Source organism: Streptomyces sp. NPDC053493 (assembly GCF_044544825.1).
In the GTDB taxonomy this organism is placed as follows: Bacteria; Actinomycetota; Actinomycetes; order Streptomycetales; family Streptomycetaceae; genus Streptomyces.
Map to the genome: position 1 here is coordinate 281515 of NZ_JBITXS010000005.1, position 15781 is coordinate 297295.

The 15781-nt window shown below is 73.6% G+C and carries 15 protein-coding genes and 1 pseudogene; 10 read left to right on the top strand and 6 right to left on the bottom strand.

Annotated features, from left to right (window positions below; all coding sequences use genetic code 11):
- Window positions 1–830 precede the first annotated feature (830 nt).
- Complete coding sequence (locus tag ACIGO8_RS17515; protein WP_399730754.1) at window positions 831–1520, bottom strand: copper homeostasis protein CutC; 690 nt, start codon at window positions 1518–1520, stop codon at window positions 831–833.
- A gap of 52 nt (window positions 1521–1572) precedes the next feature.
- Complete coding sequence (locus ACIGO8_RS17520; protein ID WP_399730756.1) at window positions 1573–2553, bottom strand: hypothetical protein; 981 nt, start codon at window positions 2551–2553, stop codon at window positions 1573–1575.
- A 182-nt stretch (window positions 2554–2735) separates the two neighbouring features.
- Here ACIGO8_RS17520 and ACIGO8_RS17525 point away from each other — a divergent pair, with 182 nt between their 5' ends.
- The 3 genes from ACIGO8_RS17525 (at window position 2736) to ACIGO8_RS17535 (ending at window position 5704) form a co-directional block, all read left to right on the top strand.
- Window positions 2736–3029, top strand: coding sequence for a heavy-metal-associated domain-containing protein (locus ACIGO8_RS17525; protein WP_399730758.1), 294 nt, complete (start codon window positions 2736–2738; stop codon window positions 3027–3029).
- Window positions 3030–3118: 89 nt separating this feature from the next.
- On the top strand, window positions 3119–5383 hold the full coding sequence (locus ACIGO8_RS17530) for a heavy metal translocating P-type ATPase (RefSeq protein WP_399730760.1): 2265 nt from the start codon (window positions 3119–3121) through the stop codon (window positions 5381–5383).
- A 39-nt stretch (window positions 5384–5422) separates the two neighbouring features.
- Window positions 5423–5704 carry a metal-sensitive transcriptional regulator gene (locus ACIGO8_RS17535; protein WP_399730763.1) on the top strand — a complete coding sequence of 94 codons (282 nt, stop codon included), beginning with the start codon at window positions 5423–5425 and terminating at the stop codon, window positions 5702–5704.
- A 56-nt stretch (window positions 5705–5760) separates the two neighbouring features.
- Here ACIGO8_RS17535 and ACIGO8_RS17540 read toward each other — a convergent pair whose 3' ends face one another.
- Window positions 5761–5928, bottom strand: coding sequence for a hypothetical protein (locus ACIGO8_RS17540; RefSeq protein ID WP_399730765.1), 168 nt, complete (start codon window positions 5926–5928; stop codon window positions 5761–5763).
- An 85-nt stretch (window positions 5929–6013) separates the two neighbouring features.
- On the opposite strand from ACIGO8_RS17540, the pseudogene ACIGO8_RS17545 reads away from it, so the two are divergent.
- From ACIGO8_RS17545 to ACIGO8_RS17575, 7 genes and pseudogenes are all read left to right on the top strand, one after another.
- Window positions 6014–6367, top strand: a pseudogene (locus tag ACIGO8_RS17545) (BlaI/MecI/CopY family transcriptional regulator); the annotation flags it as partial.
- Window positions 6368–6558: 191 nt separating this feature from the next.
- Window positions 6559–7470, top strand: a complete 912-nt coding sequence (locus tag ACIGO8_RS17550) for a M56 family metallopeptidase (RefSeq protein ID WP_399730767.1) — start codon at window positions 6559–6561, stop codon at window positions 7468–7470.
- A gap of 103 nt (window positions 7471–7573) precedes the next feature.
- Window positions 7574–8053, top strand: coding sequence for a GNAT family N-acetyltransferase (locus ACIGO8_RS17555; protein ID WP_399730769.1), 480 nt, complete (start codon window positions 7574–7576; stop codon window positions 8051–8053).
- 212 nt (window positions 8054–8265) lie between these two features.
- The gene (locus ACIGO8_RS17560; protein WP_399730771.1) at window positions 8266–9150 is read left to right on the top strand and encodes an SAM-dependent methyltransferase; all 885 of its coding nucleotides are present in this window, start codon (window positions 8266–8268) and stop codon (window positions 9148–9150) included.
- 142 nt (window positions 9151–9292) lie between these two features.
- Complete coding sequence (locus tag ACIGO8_RS17565; RefSeq protein ID WP_399730774.1) at window positions 9293–9718, top strand: Fur family transcriptional regulator; 426 nt, start codon at window positions 9293–9295, stop codon at window positions 9716–9718.
- A 149-nt stretch (window positions 9719–9867) separates the two neighbouring features.
- Entirely contained in the window at window positions 9868–10899 is a 1032-nt protein-coding gene (locus tag ACIGO8_RS17570; RefSeq protein ID WP_399730776.1) for a LuxR C-terminal-related transcriptional regulator, read from the top strand.
- Window positions 10900–11018: 119 nt separating this feature from the next.
- On the top strand, window positions 11019–12158 hold the full coding sequence (locus ACIGO8_RS17575; RefSeq protein ID WP_399730779.1) for a LuxR C-terminal-related transcriptional regulator: 1140 nt from the start codon (window positions 11019–11021) through the stop codon (window positions 12156–12158).
- Between the two features lie 162 nt (window positions 12159–12320).
- Here the strand turns inward: ACIGO8_RS17575 and ACIGO8_RS17580 are convergent, their stop codons facing one another.
- The 3 genes from ACIGO8_RS17580 to ACIGO8_RS17590 all read right to left on the bottom strand — a co-directional run bounded on the left by ACIGO8_RS17580 (window position 12321) and on the right by ACIGO8_RS17590 (window position 15756).
- A complete protein-coding gene (locus ACIGO8_RS17580; protein WP_399730781.1) occupies window positions 12321–12515 on the bottom strand; it encodes a hypothetical protein in 195 nt (64 codons plus the stop codon).
- Window positions 12516–12732: 217 nt separating this feature from the next.
- The gene (gene mshA / locus ACIGO8_RS17585) at window positions 12733–14019 is read right to left on the bottom strand and encodes a D-inositol-3-phosphate glycosyltransferase (protein ID WP_399731304.1); all 1287 of its coding nucleotides are present in this window, start codon (window positions 14017–14019) and stop codon (window positions 12733–12735) included.
- A 171-nt stretch (window positions 14020–14190) separates the two neighbouring features.
- A complete protein-coding gene (locus ACIGO8_RS17590) occupies window positions 14191–15756 on the bottom strand; it encodes a class I tRNA ligase family protein (protein ID WP_399730784.1) in 1566 nt (521 codons plus the stop codon).
- Between the last annotated feature and the right edge of the window lie 25 nt (window positions 15757–15781).

Below are 15781 nucleotides of genomic sequence, written 5' to 3' on the forward strand. Positions count from 1 at the left end.
GGGGGGGGCGGGGCCGGCGGGGGCGTGTCCTGCCTGCGGTGGCGTGCCGGGCTGCGGGCCGGTGGGTGGAGCGCGGCAGTGGAATGGGGTGCCCAATCCCGGCTAAGCGGCGGGCCGCCGTCGTGGGGCTGGGACTCATGCCCCGCTGGTCACTCCCGGTGGGTGGAGAGAAGGCGGACGCCCGGTGCGGTGCTAAGTGACACATCCCGGCCCGGGATGGGACGGGAGCGCACGGGTGTGACGACTGAGGCAGCCTCAGGCCCGCGCAGGGCGACTTCGCCCCGCGCGGGGACGGGAGCGCCCTCGTGTGACGACTGAGGCGGCCCGAATCCCTCCCGCAGCGGCCTCGCCCCGCCGCCTCGGTGCTAAGTGACACATCCCCACCCCGCGTGGGACGAGAGTGAACTCCTGTGACTCCAGAGGCGATCCGATCCGTGGGCGGGGCCGCGATGCCCCCCTTGGCACCGGCAATGACCAGCGGGGCATGAAGCCCCGCCCAACGACCGCCGCAAGTCGCTCAGCCGAGAATGGGCACCCCATTCCACGACCGCGCACCACCCACCGGCCCGCACCCCGCCACCCCGCCCCAGGCGCGACCCGGCCCCCGCCGGCCCCGCACCCCCGGCCGCCCTCCGAGTGTGAAAAGGCACCCGGAGACGGCCCGTCAAGGGTGAAGCGCAGCGACATCGCGAAGCGACGCGACCGAAGGGAGCGCCCTTGACGGGACGACGGAGGGGGCCACACTCGGAAACAGGGCGGCCACACCAGAAGCACACCCGAAACGTTCACAGAGCGGGCCCCGGACCCGCACCCTCCGAGCCCCCCAGCGCCTACCCGTCCACCGCCTCGCGCCAAGCGCGGACCGCGGATTCGGAGACCGGGGCCGTCCAGCCGTGGGGGCGGGCGGCGCCGCCGATGTGGAAGGCGGTGAGGCCGGCGGCGCGGAGGGTCGGGAGGTGGTCGAGGCGGAGGCCGCCGCCGACGAGGATCTGCGGCTCGTAGCCCGGTTCGCCGGCGCGGGCGGCCTCGGCGCGCAGCGTGCGCAGGCCGTCGTCGACACCGGTCGCCGCGCCCGCCGTGAGGTAGGTGTCGAGGCCCGGCAGGTCGGCGAGCTGCTTGCGCAGCGCGTCGCGGTCGGCGGCGCGGTCGATGGCGCGGTGGAAGGTCCACGGGCAGCCGTCGAGGACGGCCATCAGGCGCTCCACCGCCACCAGGTCCGCGTCGCCGTCCGCGGTGAGGAAGCCGAGGACGAAGGCGTCGGCTCCTGCTTCCCGCAGCTCCGAGGCCCGGCCCACCAGCGCGTCGATGTCGCCGGCGGCGAAGCCGTCCGTCAGCCGGAGCATCACGCGCAGCGGGATGTCGACCGCGGCGCGGATCGTCGCGAAGCCGGTCGTGGACGGTGTGAATCCGTCCGCCGCGATGTCGGTGACCAGCTCGAGGCGGTCCGCCCCACCGGCCTGGGCAGCGACCGCGTCCTCCTCGTCGAGGGCGATCACCTCCAGCACTGCACGGTTGCTCATTTAGCCCCATCCTCCAGGGATCACTCGCTACAGGTCTAGTCCAATGTCCAGACTAGCCGTGGGAGTGGCCTCCCGCATCGTGCGACGCCTCACCGGACGGCGCCGCCGTCCCGGCCGCCGTCCCCGCCGTCTCTCCTGCCCGCACGGTGAACGCCGCAGTCCGCACCTTTCCCTCGTGCTGGAAGTCCAGGAAGAGCCGGTACGTGCCCGGGCTCGGCGCCGTCGCGGTGAAGGAGACGTCCGGGCCCGGGCCGCCCTCGTTCGGGTGGACGTGGAGGTACGCGAGGTCGCCGGCGCGCAGGGCGACGAGATGTCCGTACGCGCCGAGGTACGGCTCCAGGTCGGTGACGGGCTTTCCGGCCTTCGTGACCGTGAGCCGCAGCTCACCCGCCTTGCCCGGGTCCAGCGTGCCGCCGAGCCGGACCTCGTAGCCGTCGACGTTCGCGGTCGGCGTCGCGGGCGGCATCGGCTTCGGCGCGTAGGCGCCGGGGACGGACAGGTCGGCGCCCAGCGTCACTCCCTTGGCGCCCTCGACGGCCGGCTTGAAGTCGGCGAAGGCCTTGTAGGCGCCGGCGGCCGGCAGGTCCGCGTCCACGCTCCAGGTGCCGTCGGCGGCCTTCACCGGGTGGAGGTGGCGGAAGACGGTGAGGTCGCGCGAGGCGACGATGAAGTGGAGTTCCTTGCCGTGTTCGGTGGTGAACGCGGTGACCTTCCGGCCGGCGGCGTCCTTGACGGCGAACTTCAGGGTGCTCCGGCCCGGGGCCGGCGTCGGCGTGTCGAGGGCGAGCGTGTAGCCGCCGTCGGAGATCTGCAGACCGCCGGCCGCGGGCGCGTTCGCCGCACCCTCGGTCCCGCCGCCGTGTCCGGCGTGGCCGTCCCCGCCCGCCTGCTCCTGCGCCGCCTCCGCGTGGCCGCCGTGCCGCGGCGCGGCCGGCTCGCCGATCGGGCCGACACCCTTGCCGACCCCGTACGCGGTCCCGAAGGTCGCGGCGAGCGCGGCGGCAAAGGCAGTGATCTTCACTCCGGTGTTCATGACTGCTCTCCCGTGCATGGGTGGCGTGGGTGACCCTTCCTTGCATTTCACCATACCCCCGGGGGGTATCAAGTCAAGTCGGGCCGACGCTTGCCAACGCATACCACCCAGGGGTATACATGAACGCATCACGATACCCCCCGAGGGTATCCGTAAGAGTGACACCGACGATGGAGGACGACATGGGTTCCTGCTGCACCCCCGACAACAGCTGCTCCACCAACGCCGCCGCCGACGCCACCACGGCCGTCGCCGTCGCCGACCGCACCACCACCGTCTACGCCGTCTCCGGCATGACCTGCGGCCACTGCAAGTCCGCCGTCACCCAGTCCGTCGGCGAGCTCGCCGGCGTCCTGTCCGTGGACGTCGACGTCGCCGCCGGCCGGGTGACCGTCACCACCGGCGGCGCGCCCGACGACGCCGCGATCGCCGCCGCCGTCGACGACGCCGGCTACGAGCTGACCGGCCGCGCCTGACCGGCGCTTCGGCGCCCACCGGCCGCCGGGGCTCGCCCACCACGCCCGGGCCCCGGCCCCCGCCCCGTAACGAACGAGGAGCAGACCTCATGACAACGACGACCCCCGGCACCGCCCAGGTCGAGCTCGCCATCGGCGGCATGACCTGCGCCTCGTGCGCGGCCCGTATCGAGAAGAAGCTCAACCGCATGGACGGCGTCGAGGCCACCGTCAACTACGCGACCGAGAAGGCGAAGGTCACCTTCGACGCCGACATCGCCGTCGCCGACCTCATCGCCACCGTCGAGGCCACCGGCTACACCGCCGCCGAGCCCGCCCCGCCGCAGAGCGAGACGCCGGGCGCCGACGGCCCCTCCGACGAGGAGCGGGCCGACGCCGAACTCCGGCCCCTCAGGCACCGGCTGGTCACCGCCGTCGCGCTCGCCGTGCCCGTCATCGCCATGGCGATGGTGCCGGCCCTGCAGATCGAGTACTGGCAGTGGCTGAGCCTCACGCTCGCCGCGCCGGTCGTCACCTACGCCGCCTGGCCCTTCCACCGCGCCGCCTGGACCAACGCCCGGCACGGCGCCGCCACCATGGACACGCTGATCTCGGTCGGCACCGTCGCCGCGTTCCTGTGGTCGCTGTGGGCACTGTTCTTCGGCACCGCCGGCACGCCCGGCATGACGCACCCCTTCGAGTTCACCATCGCCCGCACCGACGGCGCCGGGAACATCTATCTGGAGGCCGCGGCCGGCGTCACCGCCTTCATCCTGGCCGGCCGCTACTTCGAGGCCCGCTCCAAGCGCAAGGCCGGCGCCGCGCTCAAGGCGCTGATGCAGCTGGGCGCGAAGGAGGTGACCGTCCTCAGGAACGGCCGGGAGACCACCGTCCCGACCGCCGAACTCCAGGTCGGCATGCGCTTCCTGGTCCGCCCGGGCGAGAAGATCGCCACCGACGGCACCGTCGTCGAGGGCTCCTCCGCCGTCGACGCCTCGATGCTCACCGGCGAGTCGGTGCCCGTCGAGGTCGGCGTCGGCGACGCCGTCACCGGCGCCACCCTGAACGCCGGCGGCCGTCTGGTCGTCGAGGCCACCCGCGTCGGCGCCGACACCCAGCTCGCCCGCATGGCCAAGCTCGTCGAGGACGCCCAGAACGGCAAGGCCGCCGCCCAGCGCCTCGCCGACAAGATCTCCGCCGTCTTCGTGCCGGTCGTCATCGCGCTCTCGCTCGGCACCCTCGGCTTCTGGCTGGGTACGGGACAGGGCCTGACCTCCGCGTTCACCGCCGCCGTCGCCGTGCTGATCATCGCCTGCCCGTGCGCCCTCGGCCTCGCCACCCCGACCGCCCTCATGGTCGGCACCGGCCGCGGCGCCCAGCTCGGCATCCTCATCAAGGGCCCCGAGGTCCTGGAGACCACCCGCAAGGTCGACACCATCGTCCTGGACAAGACCGGCACCGTCACCACCGGCCGGATGACCCTGATCAAGGTCCACACCGCCGCCGGCACCGACGAGACCGACGTGCTGCGCCTGGCCGGCGCCCTGGAGCACTCCTCCGAGCACCCGATCGCCCAGGCCGTCGCCACCGGCGCCGCCGCCAAGGTCGGCACCCTGCCCACACCCGAGGACTTCACCAACGTGCCCGGCCTCGGCGTCCAGGGCGTCGTCGAGGGCCACGCCGTCCTCGTCGGCCGCGAGAAGCTGCTCGAGGAGTGGGCGATGGCCCTGCCCGACAGCCTCCGCTCGGCGAAGGAGGCCGCGGAGAAGGCCGGCAGGACCGCCATCGCGGTCGCCTGGGACGGCAAGGCCCGCGCGGTACTGGAGGTCGCCGACGCCGTCAAGGAGACCAGCGCCGAGGCGATCCGCCGCCTCAAGGGCCTCGGACTCACGCCGATCCTGCTCACCGGCGACAACAAGGCGGTCGCCGAGGCCGTCGCCGCCGAGGTCGGCATCGGCGAGGTCATCGCCGAGGTCATGCCGCAGGACAAGGTCGACGTCGTCAAGCGCCTTCAGGCCGAGGGCCGTTCGGTCGCCATGGTCGGCGACGGCGTCAACGACGCCGCCGCGCTCGCCCAGGCCGACCTCGGCCTCGCGATGGGCACCGGCACGGACGCGGCCATCGAGGCCGGCGACCTGACGCTCGTACGAGGAGACCTGCGGGCCGCGGCCGACGCGATCCGGCTCTCCCGCAAGACCCTCGGCACCATCCGCTCCAACCTCTTCTGGGCCTTCGCCTACAACGTGGCCGCGCTGCCGCTCGCCGCGGCCGGCCTACTCAACCCGATGATCGCCGGTGCCGCGATGGCCTTCTCCTCGGTCTTCGTGGTCGGCAACAGCCTCCGCCTGCGGGGCTTCCAGGCCGCCGACAAGTGACGCTGCCTTCAAGTGACGTGATGTGACGAGGAGGCCGCCGTGGCCGGTTACGTACAGCACAAGGAAGACATCATCAGACGCCTCAGGCGCATCGAGGGACAGGTCAGGGGCGTGCAGCGGATGGTCGACGAGGACGTCTACTGCATCGACGTCCTGACCCAGGTGTCCGCCGTCAACGCGGCGCTCCAGTCCTGCGCGGTGGCCCTCCTGGACGAGCACCTCAGCTGCTGCGTCACGGAGGCCATCGCGGCCGGCGGGGACCAGGCCAAGGTGAAGGTGGGCGAGGCCTCGAAGGCCATCGCCCGCCTCATCCGGACCTGAACCGGACCCCGTCCGGACCTGACGCGGTTCACGTCGGAACAAGTCAAGAGAGAGAGTCAACCGCCCTTGTGCGAAGGGCAGTCGGCGGTCAGTTTCACGCTCAGCCGAAGACACCGGCCGAGCACCTGACGGAGGAGCACCAGCTCCACCGAACCGGGCAGGCCGGGGCCGCAGACCTTCGCGCAGGGGCGGTTCGTCATCAGGTTCGCCATCAGGGTCGTCATCCCGCCATCGTACCCCCGGGGGGTATACCTGAGCGGGTGAGGCGGCCCGTACGATGAGCCGCCCGTGAGCGGGGAGGGGATGCACGTGCGCCGGCTGGGAGAGCTGGAGGCCGAGATCATGGACCGGCTGTGGGCCTGGCAGCGGCCCGCGACGGTCCGCGAGATCGTCGACGACATCAATCTGGGGCGCCGCGTCGCCTACACGACGGTGATGACCGTCGCCGACATACTCCACCGCAAGGGCTGGCTGCGCCGCGAGAAATCGGGCCGGGCCTGGCTGTACGAACCCGTCCGCAGCCGCGAGGAGTACACCGCCGGGCTCATGCAGGACGCGCTCGGCGACAGCCAGGACCGGCCCGCCGCGCTGCTGCGCTTCGTGGAGACCATCTCCGACGAGGACATGGCCGCCCTCGACGCCGCCCTGCGCACGGCCCGCCGCACCGCGGGCGCGGACCACGACCTGCCACCCGGCACCGCGGACCACGACCTGCCGCCCGGTACCGCGGACCACGACCTGCCGCCCGGTGCCGCGCGCCACGGCCTGCCGCCCGGTACCGCGGACCGCGGCCTGGCCCACGGCGCCGCGCTCGGCGCCGCGCGCCGCCTCGCCGGCGAGGGCGGCGAGAACCGGTGAACCACCACACCCTCCCGCCCCTCGGCCTCGTCCTCTGCACCGGCTTCCTCGTGCCCTGGCTCCTGGTGCGGGCCCGCTGGACCCAGCAGGTGCCCCGGCTCGCGCTCGCCGTCTGGGCGGCGAGCGGCGCGCTCTTCGCCGGCTGCGCCGCGCTGCTGCCGGCCCAGCTGATCCTGCCGAGCCCGACCGGCCACCGCGTCAGCGACGCCCTCTTCGCCCTCCAACTCCCACCCGCCGAACGCCTCTTGCGGCTCAGCGCACGCGAGTACACGGCCCTCGCCGTCGCCCTCGCCGTCCTCGCGGTGCCGGTCGCCGGTTTCGTACGGGCGCTGCTGCGGGCGCGCCACGAGCGGCGGCGGCACGCGGAGACCCTGCGGCTGGTCGGCCGTTACGACCCGGGGCTCGGCGCGACCGTCCTGGACCACGCGCGGCCCGCGGTCTACTGCCTGCCCGGCCGCTCGCGCCGCGTGGTGGTCTCCTCCGGCGCGCTCGCCACCCTCACCACTCCCCAGCTGGACGCGGCCCTCGCCCACGAGCGCGCGCACATCGCGGGGCGGCACCATCTGCTGGTGGCGGCGGCGGAGTCCTTCGCCGCGGTCTTCCCGCGCCTGCCGCTCGCCCGCCACGGCGGCACGGCGGTGCCGCTGCTGCTCGAGATGACGGCCGACGACCGGGCCCTGCGCCGGTGTTCGCGCGACGCGCTGGCCACCGCGCTCTACGCGCTCGCCTCGGGCCGGGCGCCGCGCGAGGCCTTCGGCGCGGGCGGCCCGTCGGCTGCCCTGCGGATGCGGCGGATCCTCACGCCGCACAGCGCGGGACATCCGGTCCTGCGCGGCATGCTGACGATCGCCGCGGCCGGTCTCGCGGCCGCTCCGCTGATCATCGCCTGCTGCTCGTTCCCGAATTAATACTAAGGGAATTCGTAGATTTGACATCGGTCACGCCCTCCTGAATTCCCCGCTATCGTGGGTATGTTGGCGTTCAGCTCGGCACGTCGAAGGGTACGAACCAATGCAGCTGGCGGACGTGCGGGCGGCGGAGGCCGCCGACGCGACGACGATATCCAGGCTGCTGGCGGAGTCCATTCGGGACAGCTACGCGGAAATACTCGGCGAAATCCCGACCCGGCGACTCGTCTCGACACAATGCGCACTTCCCCGTATCCGCGCGGAAATTGAAATTCCCGGCGGCGCACCGGGCTGGCTCGGCTGGCTGGTGGCCACCGGCGCGGACGGCGAACTGCTCGGCGCGGTCGCCGGCGGCGTGCCCGTACCGGGCGAGGGCGAGCTGTACGCGCTCGCCGTCGTGCCCGGCGCGCGCCGGAGCGGAGTCGGTACGGCGCTGCTCGCGGCGACCAGCGACCGGATGCGCGACTACGGCGCCACCGAGCAGCGCGTGACGCTGCCGGCCGCGCAGGATCCCTCGCTCCCCTTCTACGTGAAGAGCGGCTTCGCCCCGCTGGACGGCACCCGCCTCCACCGCGCCCTCTGACCGCGCCCGCCGGCCGCCCTTCCTCCCCCTTCACGTTCCCACCTCGCCTCCGCCACCACCCGTGGCAGACACACGCCATCGCGTGTTCACGCCCCCGGATCCGCTGGAATCCGCCCTCCGCCGCAGGTCAGGATGTGCACAGCGGCACGGCCCCGGCGGCACGGGAGCCCTGCCTCCGGACGGCACGGACCGAGCGAGTCCCTGGAGGAGCGATGCACACACAGAGCGGCACGTCCCTGCCGGTGGTGCCCGCGGCGCTCGCGGCGGTCCTGCCGTCCCGATACGAACCGCCCGCCCCCGGCGCCGGGATCCGGCTCTCGTCCGACACCCTTCCCGGACTCGAGACGGTCTCGCCCGCCGACGCGGACTCGGTCTGGCTCCACGACGCGCTCCTCGGCCCGCACAGCGCCGACATCGTCCGGTATCTCGGTCTCGCCCGGTCCACCGGCGGCCCCGTCCTCGATCTCGGCTCCGGCGCCGGACGGCTCGCCGTCCCCTTCGCCCGGCACGGCTTCGCCGTGGAGGCCGTGGACCGGGACGGCCCCGCCCTGGAGCGCCTCGAGACCTGGGCCCGGCGCATCGGTCCGCAGGTCGCCGGGCTGATCGTGACCACCCGGGCCGACCTGACCGAGCTGCGGCTGGACGGCGACTACCGGCTCGCGCTGCTCGCGGGCGCGATGGTCTCCGCCGTACCGCCGCAGGCGCGGCCCCGGCTGCTGCGCGAGATCGCCTCGCACCTGGGGGCGGGCGGAGCGCTCGCGCTCGACTACACCTCCCACCTGCTGCCGGGACTGGTCGCCGAGCCGCAGCGGACCTGGGCGTTCCAGGTGCCGCGGTTCGACGGAATCGACGAGTGGGTGGTGGCCCGGCAGGACTTCGACCTGCGCACGATGAGCGAGCGGATCACGTACTGCACGGCGCGGACCGGGAAGCTGTCGACCGAGCGGGTCGTGCTGACCACGGACAAGTGGATCGTGGACGGCGAGCACCTGGCGGCCGAGCTGCACGCGGCGGGCCTGTACATCGAGGGCCGGCGGCGCCACCGCATCGACGACCGGACGGAGAGCGTGCTCCTCGTCTGCCGCCCCGACGACTGAGCCCGGCCACCCCGGCGGCCTGAGGGACGGGACCCGGCGCCCGGGCCCCCCGGCGCCTGGCCGAGGACCGACTGACGACAGGGACGGCCAAGAGGTACGATGCCCACAAAGGTTTGGGCCGACCAGGTGGCGGGCGGAGAAGATGGCAGTCGTGGAAGACCTGACGGGCCGCGAGGCGGTGATCCAGCGCCTGCGCGACGTGGGCCTGCGCGTCACCGGTCCGCGCCTGGAGGTGCTCACGGTGCTCGCCGCCGGCGGCCATCTCGACGTCGAGGCGATCACGGCCACCGCCCGTGAGCGGCTCGGCACCCTCACCAGCCAGGCCGTGTACGAGATGCTGCGGCACTTCCAGGAGACGGGCCTGGTCAGCAAGTTCGACCGGCCCGGTCTGCCCGCCGTGTTCGAGATCTCCGGCCCCGCGCACCAGCACGCCCTGTGCCTGAACTGCGGCCGCGTGGAGAACGTGGCGGCGACCGCGCCCGCACCGCCCCGCGGCAGCCTGCCCGAGTGGGCGGTCAGCGACGCCGAGGTGGTCTTCAAGGGCCTGTGCCCCGACTGCCGCGACTGACGAAGACCGCTGCCCGGGGGCGCGTCCGGCCGCCGAACGGCCCGGCCCCCCAATGCACTTGAACACCGTGCGGTGCGTTCGAATCTGTGGCAGGGTCTAGCGGGGCGTTTCAACAGGATCCGCGCGATCCGAGGGGAGTCTGCTGCGCCGTGTCCAAAAACGCCGCCGGAGGGCGGACGGGAAGCGAGCAGGCCCTCGCCCTCTACCAGGAGTTACGCACCGCTCCCGGCGACACGTTCGACGACGTGGCACGGCGCCTCGACCTGACCGACGCCGAACGCGAGCGCTGCCGCGCCGAGCTCACCACGCTCGGCCTGATCGAGCCGCGGCCGGCCGGCGAGCTCCCGCCGGTCGTGGTCGCCCCGGACGTCGCACTGCTCCGGCTGCTCCAGCACGAGCGTGACCGGCTGGAGAGCCGTCTTGCCGAGACCGACCGGGCGCACACGGTGCTCGAGACACTGGCCGGACCGTTTCTGCGGGCCGGCATGGAGACCGGCTCCGAGGTCGAGGTCGAGATCGTCGACGACCCGGCCCGCATCCGCCGCGAGCTGGCCGACCTCACGACCACGGTGAAGGGCTCCGTCCACTCGATGCTGACCGGTTCGGTACGGCGCGAGGAGACGGCCCGGGAGCTGGACCGCGACCGCGAGCGGATCGCGCGCGGCGTACGGGTCCAGGCCATGTACAGCCACCGGGTCGGCCAGGTGCCGGAGATGGTGCAGCACCTGGCCGAGCGGACCGCGCTGGGCGTCGAGGTGCGGCTGTCTCCCGTGGTCCCGATGAACATGGTGCTCGCCGACGAGAACTTCGCGCTGCTCCCGACCGATCCGCGCGACCCGGAGTCGGCCGCGGTGCTGGCCCGCGGCCCCGGCCTGGTCCGCTCCTACCGGGCCCTGTACGAGTACTGCTGGCACGCGGCCACCCCGTACGGCCACGAGGACCCGGGCGGGCACGGCGGTGACGGGCTCACCGAACAGCAGCGGGCCGCGCTGCGGATGCTGGCGTCCGGCATCAAGGACGAGCAGGTGGCGCGGAACCTGGGCGTCTCGCTGCGCACGGTCAGCCGGCTGATCTCCGAGGTGATGCAGGAGCTGGGCGCGGCCAGCCGCTTCGAGGCGGGTGTGAAGGCCGCCCGGCTGGGCCTCCTCGACGGCGACGCCTTCGACCCGGCGCCGCAGTAGGGAGGCGGGGTTCCAGGTGCCCGGGGCCGCCCGGCTCGTGGCCGGCCGGCCGCCACGACCCGGCACGTAACCTGGCGACCGGGGACGACCGGACCATGAGGTGAAGGGGGGATGCTCGCGTGATCACGACGGGTGGCGTCACGGAGGAAGGCCGGACGGACGGTCTCGCGGAAGGCCTCGCGAAGGGCCTCGCGGAGGGCCTCGCGGAGGGCGCCGCGAAGGGCGTCGCGGCGGGCCTTTCGGACGGCCGGCTGGTGGCCCTCTACCAGGAGCTGCGCCGGCGCGGAGTGTCGAACTTCCCCGAGGTGGCCGGGTCGTTAGGCCTCTCGCCCGAGGAGTTCGAGCGATGTCGCACCGAGCTGGTCACCCTGGGCCTGATCGTCCCGACCACCAGCACGCACGCCACCAGCGTCGATCTGCGCGACGCCGCGTGGCGGCCGGACGAGGACGCGGTGGCCTCCGTGGACCCGGAGATCGCGCTGCTGCGCGTCCTGGACCAGGAGCGGGCCCGGCTGCGCGAGCACCTGGCCGAGGCCGATCAGGCGTACAGCACCCTGGAGACGCTGGCCGGCACGTTCCTGCGGCCCGGCTCACTGACCCGCTCCGAGATCGCGGTCGAGACGATCACCGACTACCGCCGGATCCAGCAGGCCCTCGAGGACATCATCGACGTCACGCAGGAGGCGTCCTGTTCGATGTACCCGACCGGCCCGGCCCGGCAGGTGCCGGAGCGGATCTTCGAGCGGGACCGCCGCAAGCTGGCCCACGGCGTGCGGGTCCGCGCCATCTACCGCAGCCAGGACGCCGTCCGCCCGGAGGCGGCGGAGGTCCTCAACCGCCGGGCCGAGCTGGGCGTGGAGGTCCGGATCGCGCCCGACCTGCCGATGACGATGGTCATCGTCGACGAGCAGTACGCGATCGTGCCGCTGCGCCCCGAGGCGCCGGGCGAGGGCGCGATCCTGGCCCGTGGGCCGCTGCTCGTCCGCTCCTTCCTGAGCCTGTACGAGCACTGCTGGCACACGGCCACGCCGTACGGGGACGACGTGGCGCCGGAGCGGGGCGGCGACGGCCTGTCGGAGCAGCAGCGGGCGGCGCTGCAGATGCTCGCGGCGGGCATGAAGGACGAGAAGATCGCCCGGAATCTGGGCGTCTCGCTGCGCACGGTGAGCCGGATGCTGTCCGAACTGATGCAGGAGCTGGGCGCGTCGAGCCGTTTCGAGGCGGGTGTGCGGGCGGTGCGGCTCGGCTGGCTGGACTGAAGACCGGGACATCGGCGGCACGGAAAGGCCCCGCAATCGTGGCAGGTCGATTGCGGGGCCTTTCCGTGTTCCGCTCCTCCGGATTCGCCTTCCGGAATCACTCGCCTTTCCGGTCCGCTTTCCGAATCCGCTCTTCCGTCGTGAAGGCGGGCCGCTCGGGCGTCAGTTGACGACCGGGGCGGGCGTGCCGACCGGGTGCGGCCAGTCGTCGGTGGCGCCGGCCCGCTGCTGCCCGGCGGGCGCCGGGTCGGGGCTGGTGGCGAGGGCGGCGCCGCCGGCGACGGCCAGACAGGCGACCAGGGCGACGGCGAATCGGCGGACGGCCTTGCGTATTCCGGAGTTCTGCTCGACGGACATGATTCCTCCAGGAGTTGGAATGTGAATTCCGCCTTCTGGGGGCCCGTGCCGCCGGGCGCTCCCTGAAGACATCTCTATTCTGACCGGCCGCCGGAAGCGGATCCATAGATATCCGGTGCGCGGACCCGCCATGGCGTGAGTGCGTCAATGCGCCGCCGCCGGAATGGAATTGAGGGATCCGGAGCGTCTCTAACCTTTGGTCGAACCAAAAGAGATGCTAGACTGGTGCGACGGCCTTCTCGTTCCTCCAGGAGAGAGGGGCCGCCGGGGCAGGGGCGTGCCGCCGCCCCTGCCCCACTTCCGTCCGCCGCGCCACCGCGTCCTCGTACACGTCGATCGTCCGCGTGGCGGAGGCCCGCCAGCTCATCTGCCCGGCATGCCGGACCGCCGCCTCGCCCATCGTCGCCCGCACCCGCGGGTTGCGGGCCAGCCACAGCAGCCTGCGCGCGTACGCCACCGGGTCGTGCCCGCGTACGAGCAGCCCGGACACGCCGTCCCACACCGCCGTCGGCAGCCCGCCGACCGCCGCGGCCAGGACCGGTGTCCCGCACGCCTGCGCCTCCAGCGCCACGAGCCCGAACGACTCCGAACGCGACGGCACCACCAGCACGTCCGCCGCCCGGTACCAGTCCGCGAGCCGCGCCTGCGGTACGGGAGGACCGGCCCTCAGCACGTCGGCCACGCCCAGCTCCGCCGCCAGCCGCCCCACCGCGCCCTCCCGGCTCGCGCCCGAGTGCCCGCCCACCACCGGCACGAGCAGCCGGCGTCGCAGGTCCGGCGCCATCCGCAGCAGCTCGGCGACCGCCCGCACCAGCACGTCGGGGCCCTTCAGCGGCTGGATCCGGCCCGCGTACAGCGGCACGAACGCGTCGGCCGGCAGCCCGAGCCGCGCCCGTGCCGCGGCCCGCCCGTCGCCGGGCGCGAAGGTCCGCAGGTCCACGCCGGGCCGCACGACGTCGACGCGCGCCGCCTCCGCCCCGTACAGGGTGCGCAGCGCCGCCGCCTCGTCGGCCGTGTTGGCGATCAGCCGGTCGGCCTCGGCCACCACCTGGTGCTCGCCGCGGATCCGCAGCTCGGGCTCGGGTGTGTCGCCGTCGGCGAGGTGGGCGTTCTTGACCAGGGCGAGGGTGTGCGCGGTGTGCACCAGCGGTACGCCCCACCCGAAGGAGGCGATCCGCCCGGCCTGGCCCGAGAGCCAGTAGTGCGAGTGGACCAGGTCGTAGCCGCGTTCCTCCTTCAGCAGGGCCAGCGAGAACGGCAGCACCAGGTCCGGCATGGCCTCCTTGGGCAGGGCGCGGCGCGGCCCGGCGGGCAGGTGGCGGACCCGGACACCGGGCTCCAGGTCGACGAGTCGGGGCAGGCCCTCACCACGGCAGCGGGTGAAGAGGTCGACCTCGACGCCCTGCTCGGCGAGGGCGCGGGACAGCTCGACCATGTAGACGTTCATCCCGCCGGCGTCCCCGGTTCCGGGCTGGTGGAGCGGGGAGGTGTGGACGCTGAGCATGGCGACGCGCAGGGACACGTGGGGCTCCTGAGGAGTGGAGGGCCACGTGTTCCCGCGCGTCGCGCGCACGGTCACGCGGCCGAGGGACGGACGAAATGCGGGACGGACGACATACAGAAGTACGGGACGGAGGACGTACGGGACGGACGCCGTACGGGACTGCTCAGCGGCTCAGAAGCCGAACACCGGCCCCGAGGGCGGGGCCAGCCGCGTCCCCGGCAGCGGTGCGATCAGGGCCGACCAGTCGACCGCCCGGCCCGGCTCCACCTGGAGCGCGGCCGCCAGCCGGTCCGCGCCCTCCGGCATCACCGGCCGCGCCCACGCCGAGAGCGCCGAGGCGACCGCCAACTGCGCGGCCAGCGCGGGAAGGTGGCGGCAGGAGGTGCTGGGCCGGCAGCGTTCGTGGGCGTTGACGTAGCCGAAGTCGGCGACCGAGCGGACCATCTCGTCGAGCACGGCCACCGCCCGGCGCGGGTCGAAGGCGTCGGGGCCGTACGCCTCGCGCAGGTCGTCCACGCCCCGGTGCAGCCGGCGTTCCAGGACCGGCCAGCCGGTGCCGCCGGGCAGCGCCTGCGGGGCGAGCCCGTCGCACTCCTCCCGGACGGCCGCGAAGAGCCGCCCGAGCCAGGCGTTCCAGTTCTCGTCGAGCTCCAGGCGGGCGGCGGCGAGCCGGTCGCGGTGGAAGACGGTGCGGCGGCCGGTGGGCCGGGCCTGGAGGACATGGCGGCGCAGGCTGTCGGAGCCGTACTCGGTGAGCAGGTCGAGCGCCCACACGTTGCCTTCGCGGACGCCCTCCTCGACCACGTACGACTCGTTGACGTTGAACTCCTGCGGCAGCTTGACGTCCTGCGCGAGCAGCAGCACCGGCAGCAGCACGGCGTGGCAGAAGGCGTGCCCGAAGCCGCAGAAGTGGATGGCGCGGGCGGGCAGCGGGCCGTTGGTGTCGTAGCCGAACAGGTGCATCGCCGCGGCCTCGAAGCAGGCGTCGATGCGGTGCTCCGGGAAGCCCTCGACGGGCACGGCGAGGCCCCACTCGGCCGGGTGCCCGACGGCGATGTCCGGCAGTCCGTCCTCCACCAGCGACTCGCACAGCGCGGCCAGCCGCGGCGGCAGGTCGACGAGCGCCCAGTAGTCGGAGAGTTGGTCGCGGAACGGCTCCAGAGGCACGTAGAGTCGCCGGCAGCGCCTGGCGAGCGCGGGCGTGTCGCACAGCGAGCAGCGCGGCGAGAGCAGGTCGCCGCCGTCGTTGGGCCGGGCGCACTCGTGGCACATGCCGCCGTCGCTCGCCGCGCCGCAGTGCGGGCAGCCGCCGGTGACGTGCGCGCCGTACAGCCAGCGCTCGCACGGCTCGCAGTACGGCAGGAGGCGGGTGCGCGGGGCGATGACGCCCTGCGCGTACAGGCGGCTGAAGAGGTCCCGCACCCAGCGCCCGTAGCCGCGGTCCTCGCGCGGCCTGACGATGTGGTCGAACTCGACTCCCGAGCGCAGCCAGTCGGCGGTGATCGCGGCGCGGTAGCCCTCGGCGACCTCCTCCGGCTTGCGGTGGTGCCGCAGCGCCCGGACCTCGACGGAGCTGGCGTGGTCGGCGGTTCCGGTGGTGAAGCGGACGGGTTCGCCCTCGGCGCGCAGGAAGCGGCTGAGGACGTCGGCCGCCACGTACGGTCCTGCGAGGTGGCCGATGTGGAGTTCGCCGTGGGTGGCCGGCGGAGTCGCGGTGATCCAGACGGGGGTGCTCATGAGACCTCCTGAGCGTCAGCGAGGT

Excerpts from the sequence above, each read along its gene's own strand:
- ACIGO8_RS17515 (WP_399730754.1), bottom strand. The coding sequence starts at position 1,520 with ATGAGCAACCGTGCAGTGCTGGAGGTGATCGCCCTCGACGAGGAGGAC.
- ACIGO8_RS17520 (WP_399730756.1), bottom strand. The coding sequence starts at position 2,553 with ATGAACACCGGAGTGAAGATCACTGCCTTTGCCGCCGCGCTCGCCGCG.
- ACIGO8_RS17525 (WP_399730758.1), top strand. The coding sequence starts at position 2,736 with ATGGGTTCCTGCTGCACCCCCGACAACAGCTGCTCCACCAACGCCGCC.
- ACIGO8_RS17530 (WP_399730760.1), top strand. The coding sequence starts at position 3,119 with ATGACAACGACGACCCCCGGCACCGCCCAGGTCGAGCTCGCCATCGGC.
- ACIGO8_RS17540 (WP_399730765.1), bottom strand. The coding sequence starts at position 5,928 with ATGACGACCCTGATGGCGAACCTGATGACGAACCGCCCCTGCGCGAAG.
- ACIGO8_RS17555 (WP_399730769.1), top strand. The coding sequence starts at position 7,574 with ATGCAGCTGGCGGACGTGCGGGCGGCGGAGGCCGCCGACGCGACGACG.
- ACIGO8_RS17560 (WP_399730771.1), top strand. The coding sequence starts at position 8,266 with ATGCACACACAGAGCGGCACGTCCCTGCCGGTGGTGCCCGCGGCGCTC.
- ACIGO8_RS17565 (WP_399730774.1), top strand. The coding sequence starts at position 9,293 with ATGGCAGTCGTGGAAGACCTGACGGGCCGCGAGGCGGTGATCCAGCGC.
- ACIGO8_RS17580 (WP_399730781.1), bottom strand. The coding sequence starts at position 12,515 with ATGTCCGTCGAGCAGAACTCCGGAATACGCAAGGCCGTCCGCCGATTC.
- mshA (WP_399731304.1), bottom strand. The coding sequence starts at position 14,019 with ATGCTCAGCGTCCACACCTCCCCGCTCCACCAGCCCGGAACCGGGGAC.
- ACIGO8_RS17590 (WP_399730784.1), bottom strand. The coding sequence starts at position 15,756 with ATGAGCACCCCCGTCTGGATCACCGCGACTCCGCCGGCCACCCACGGC.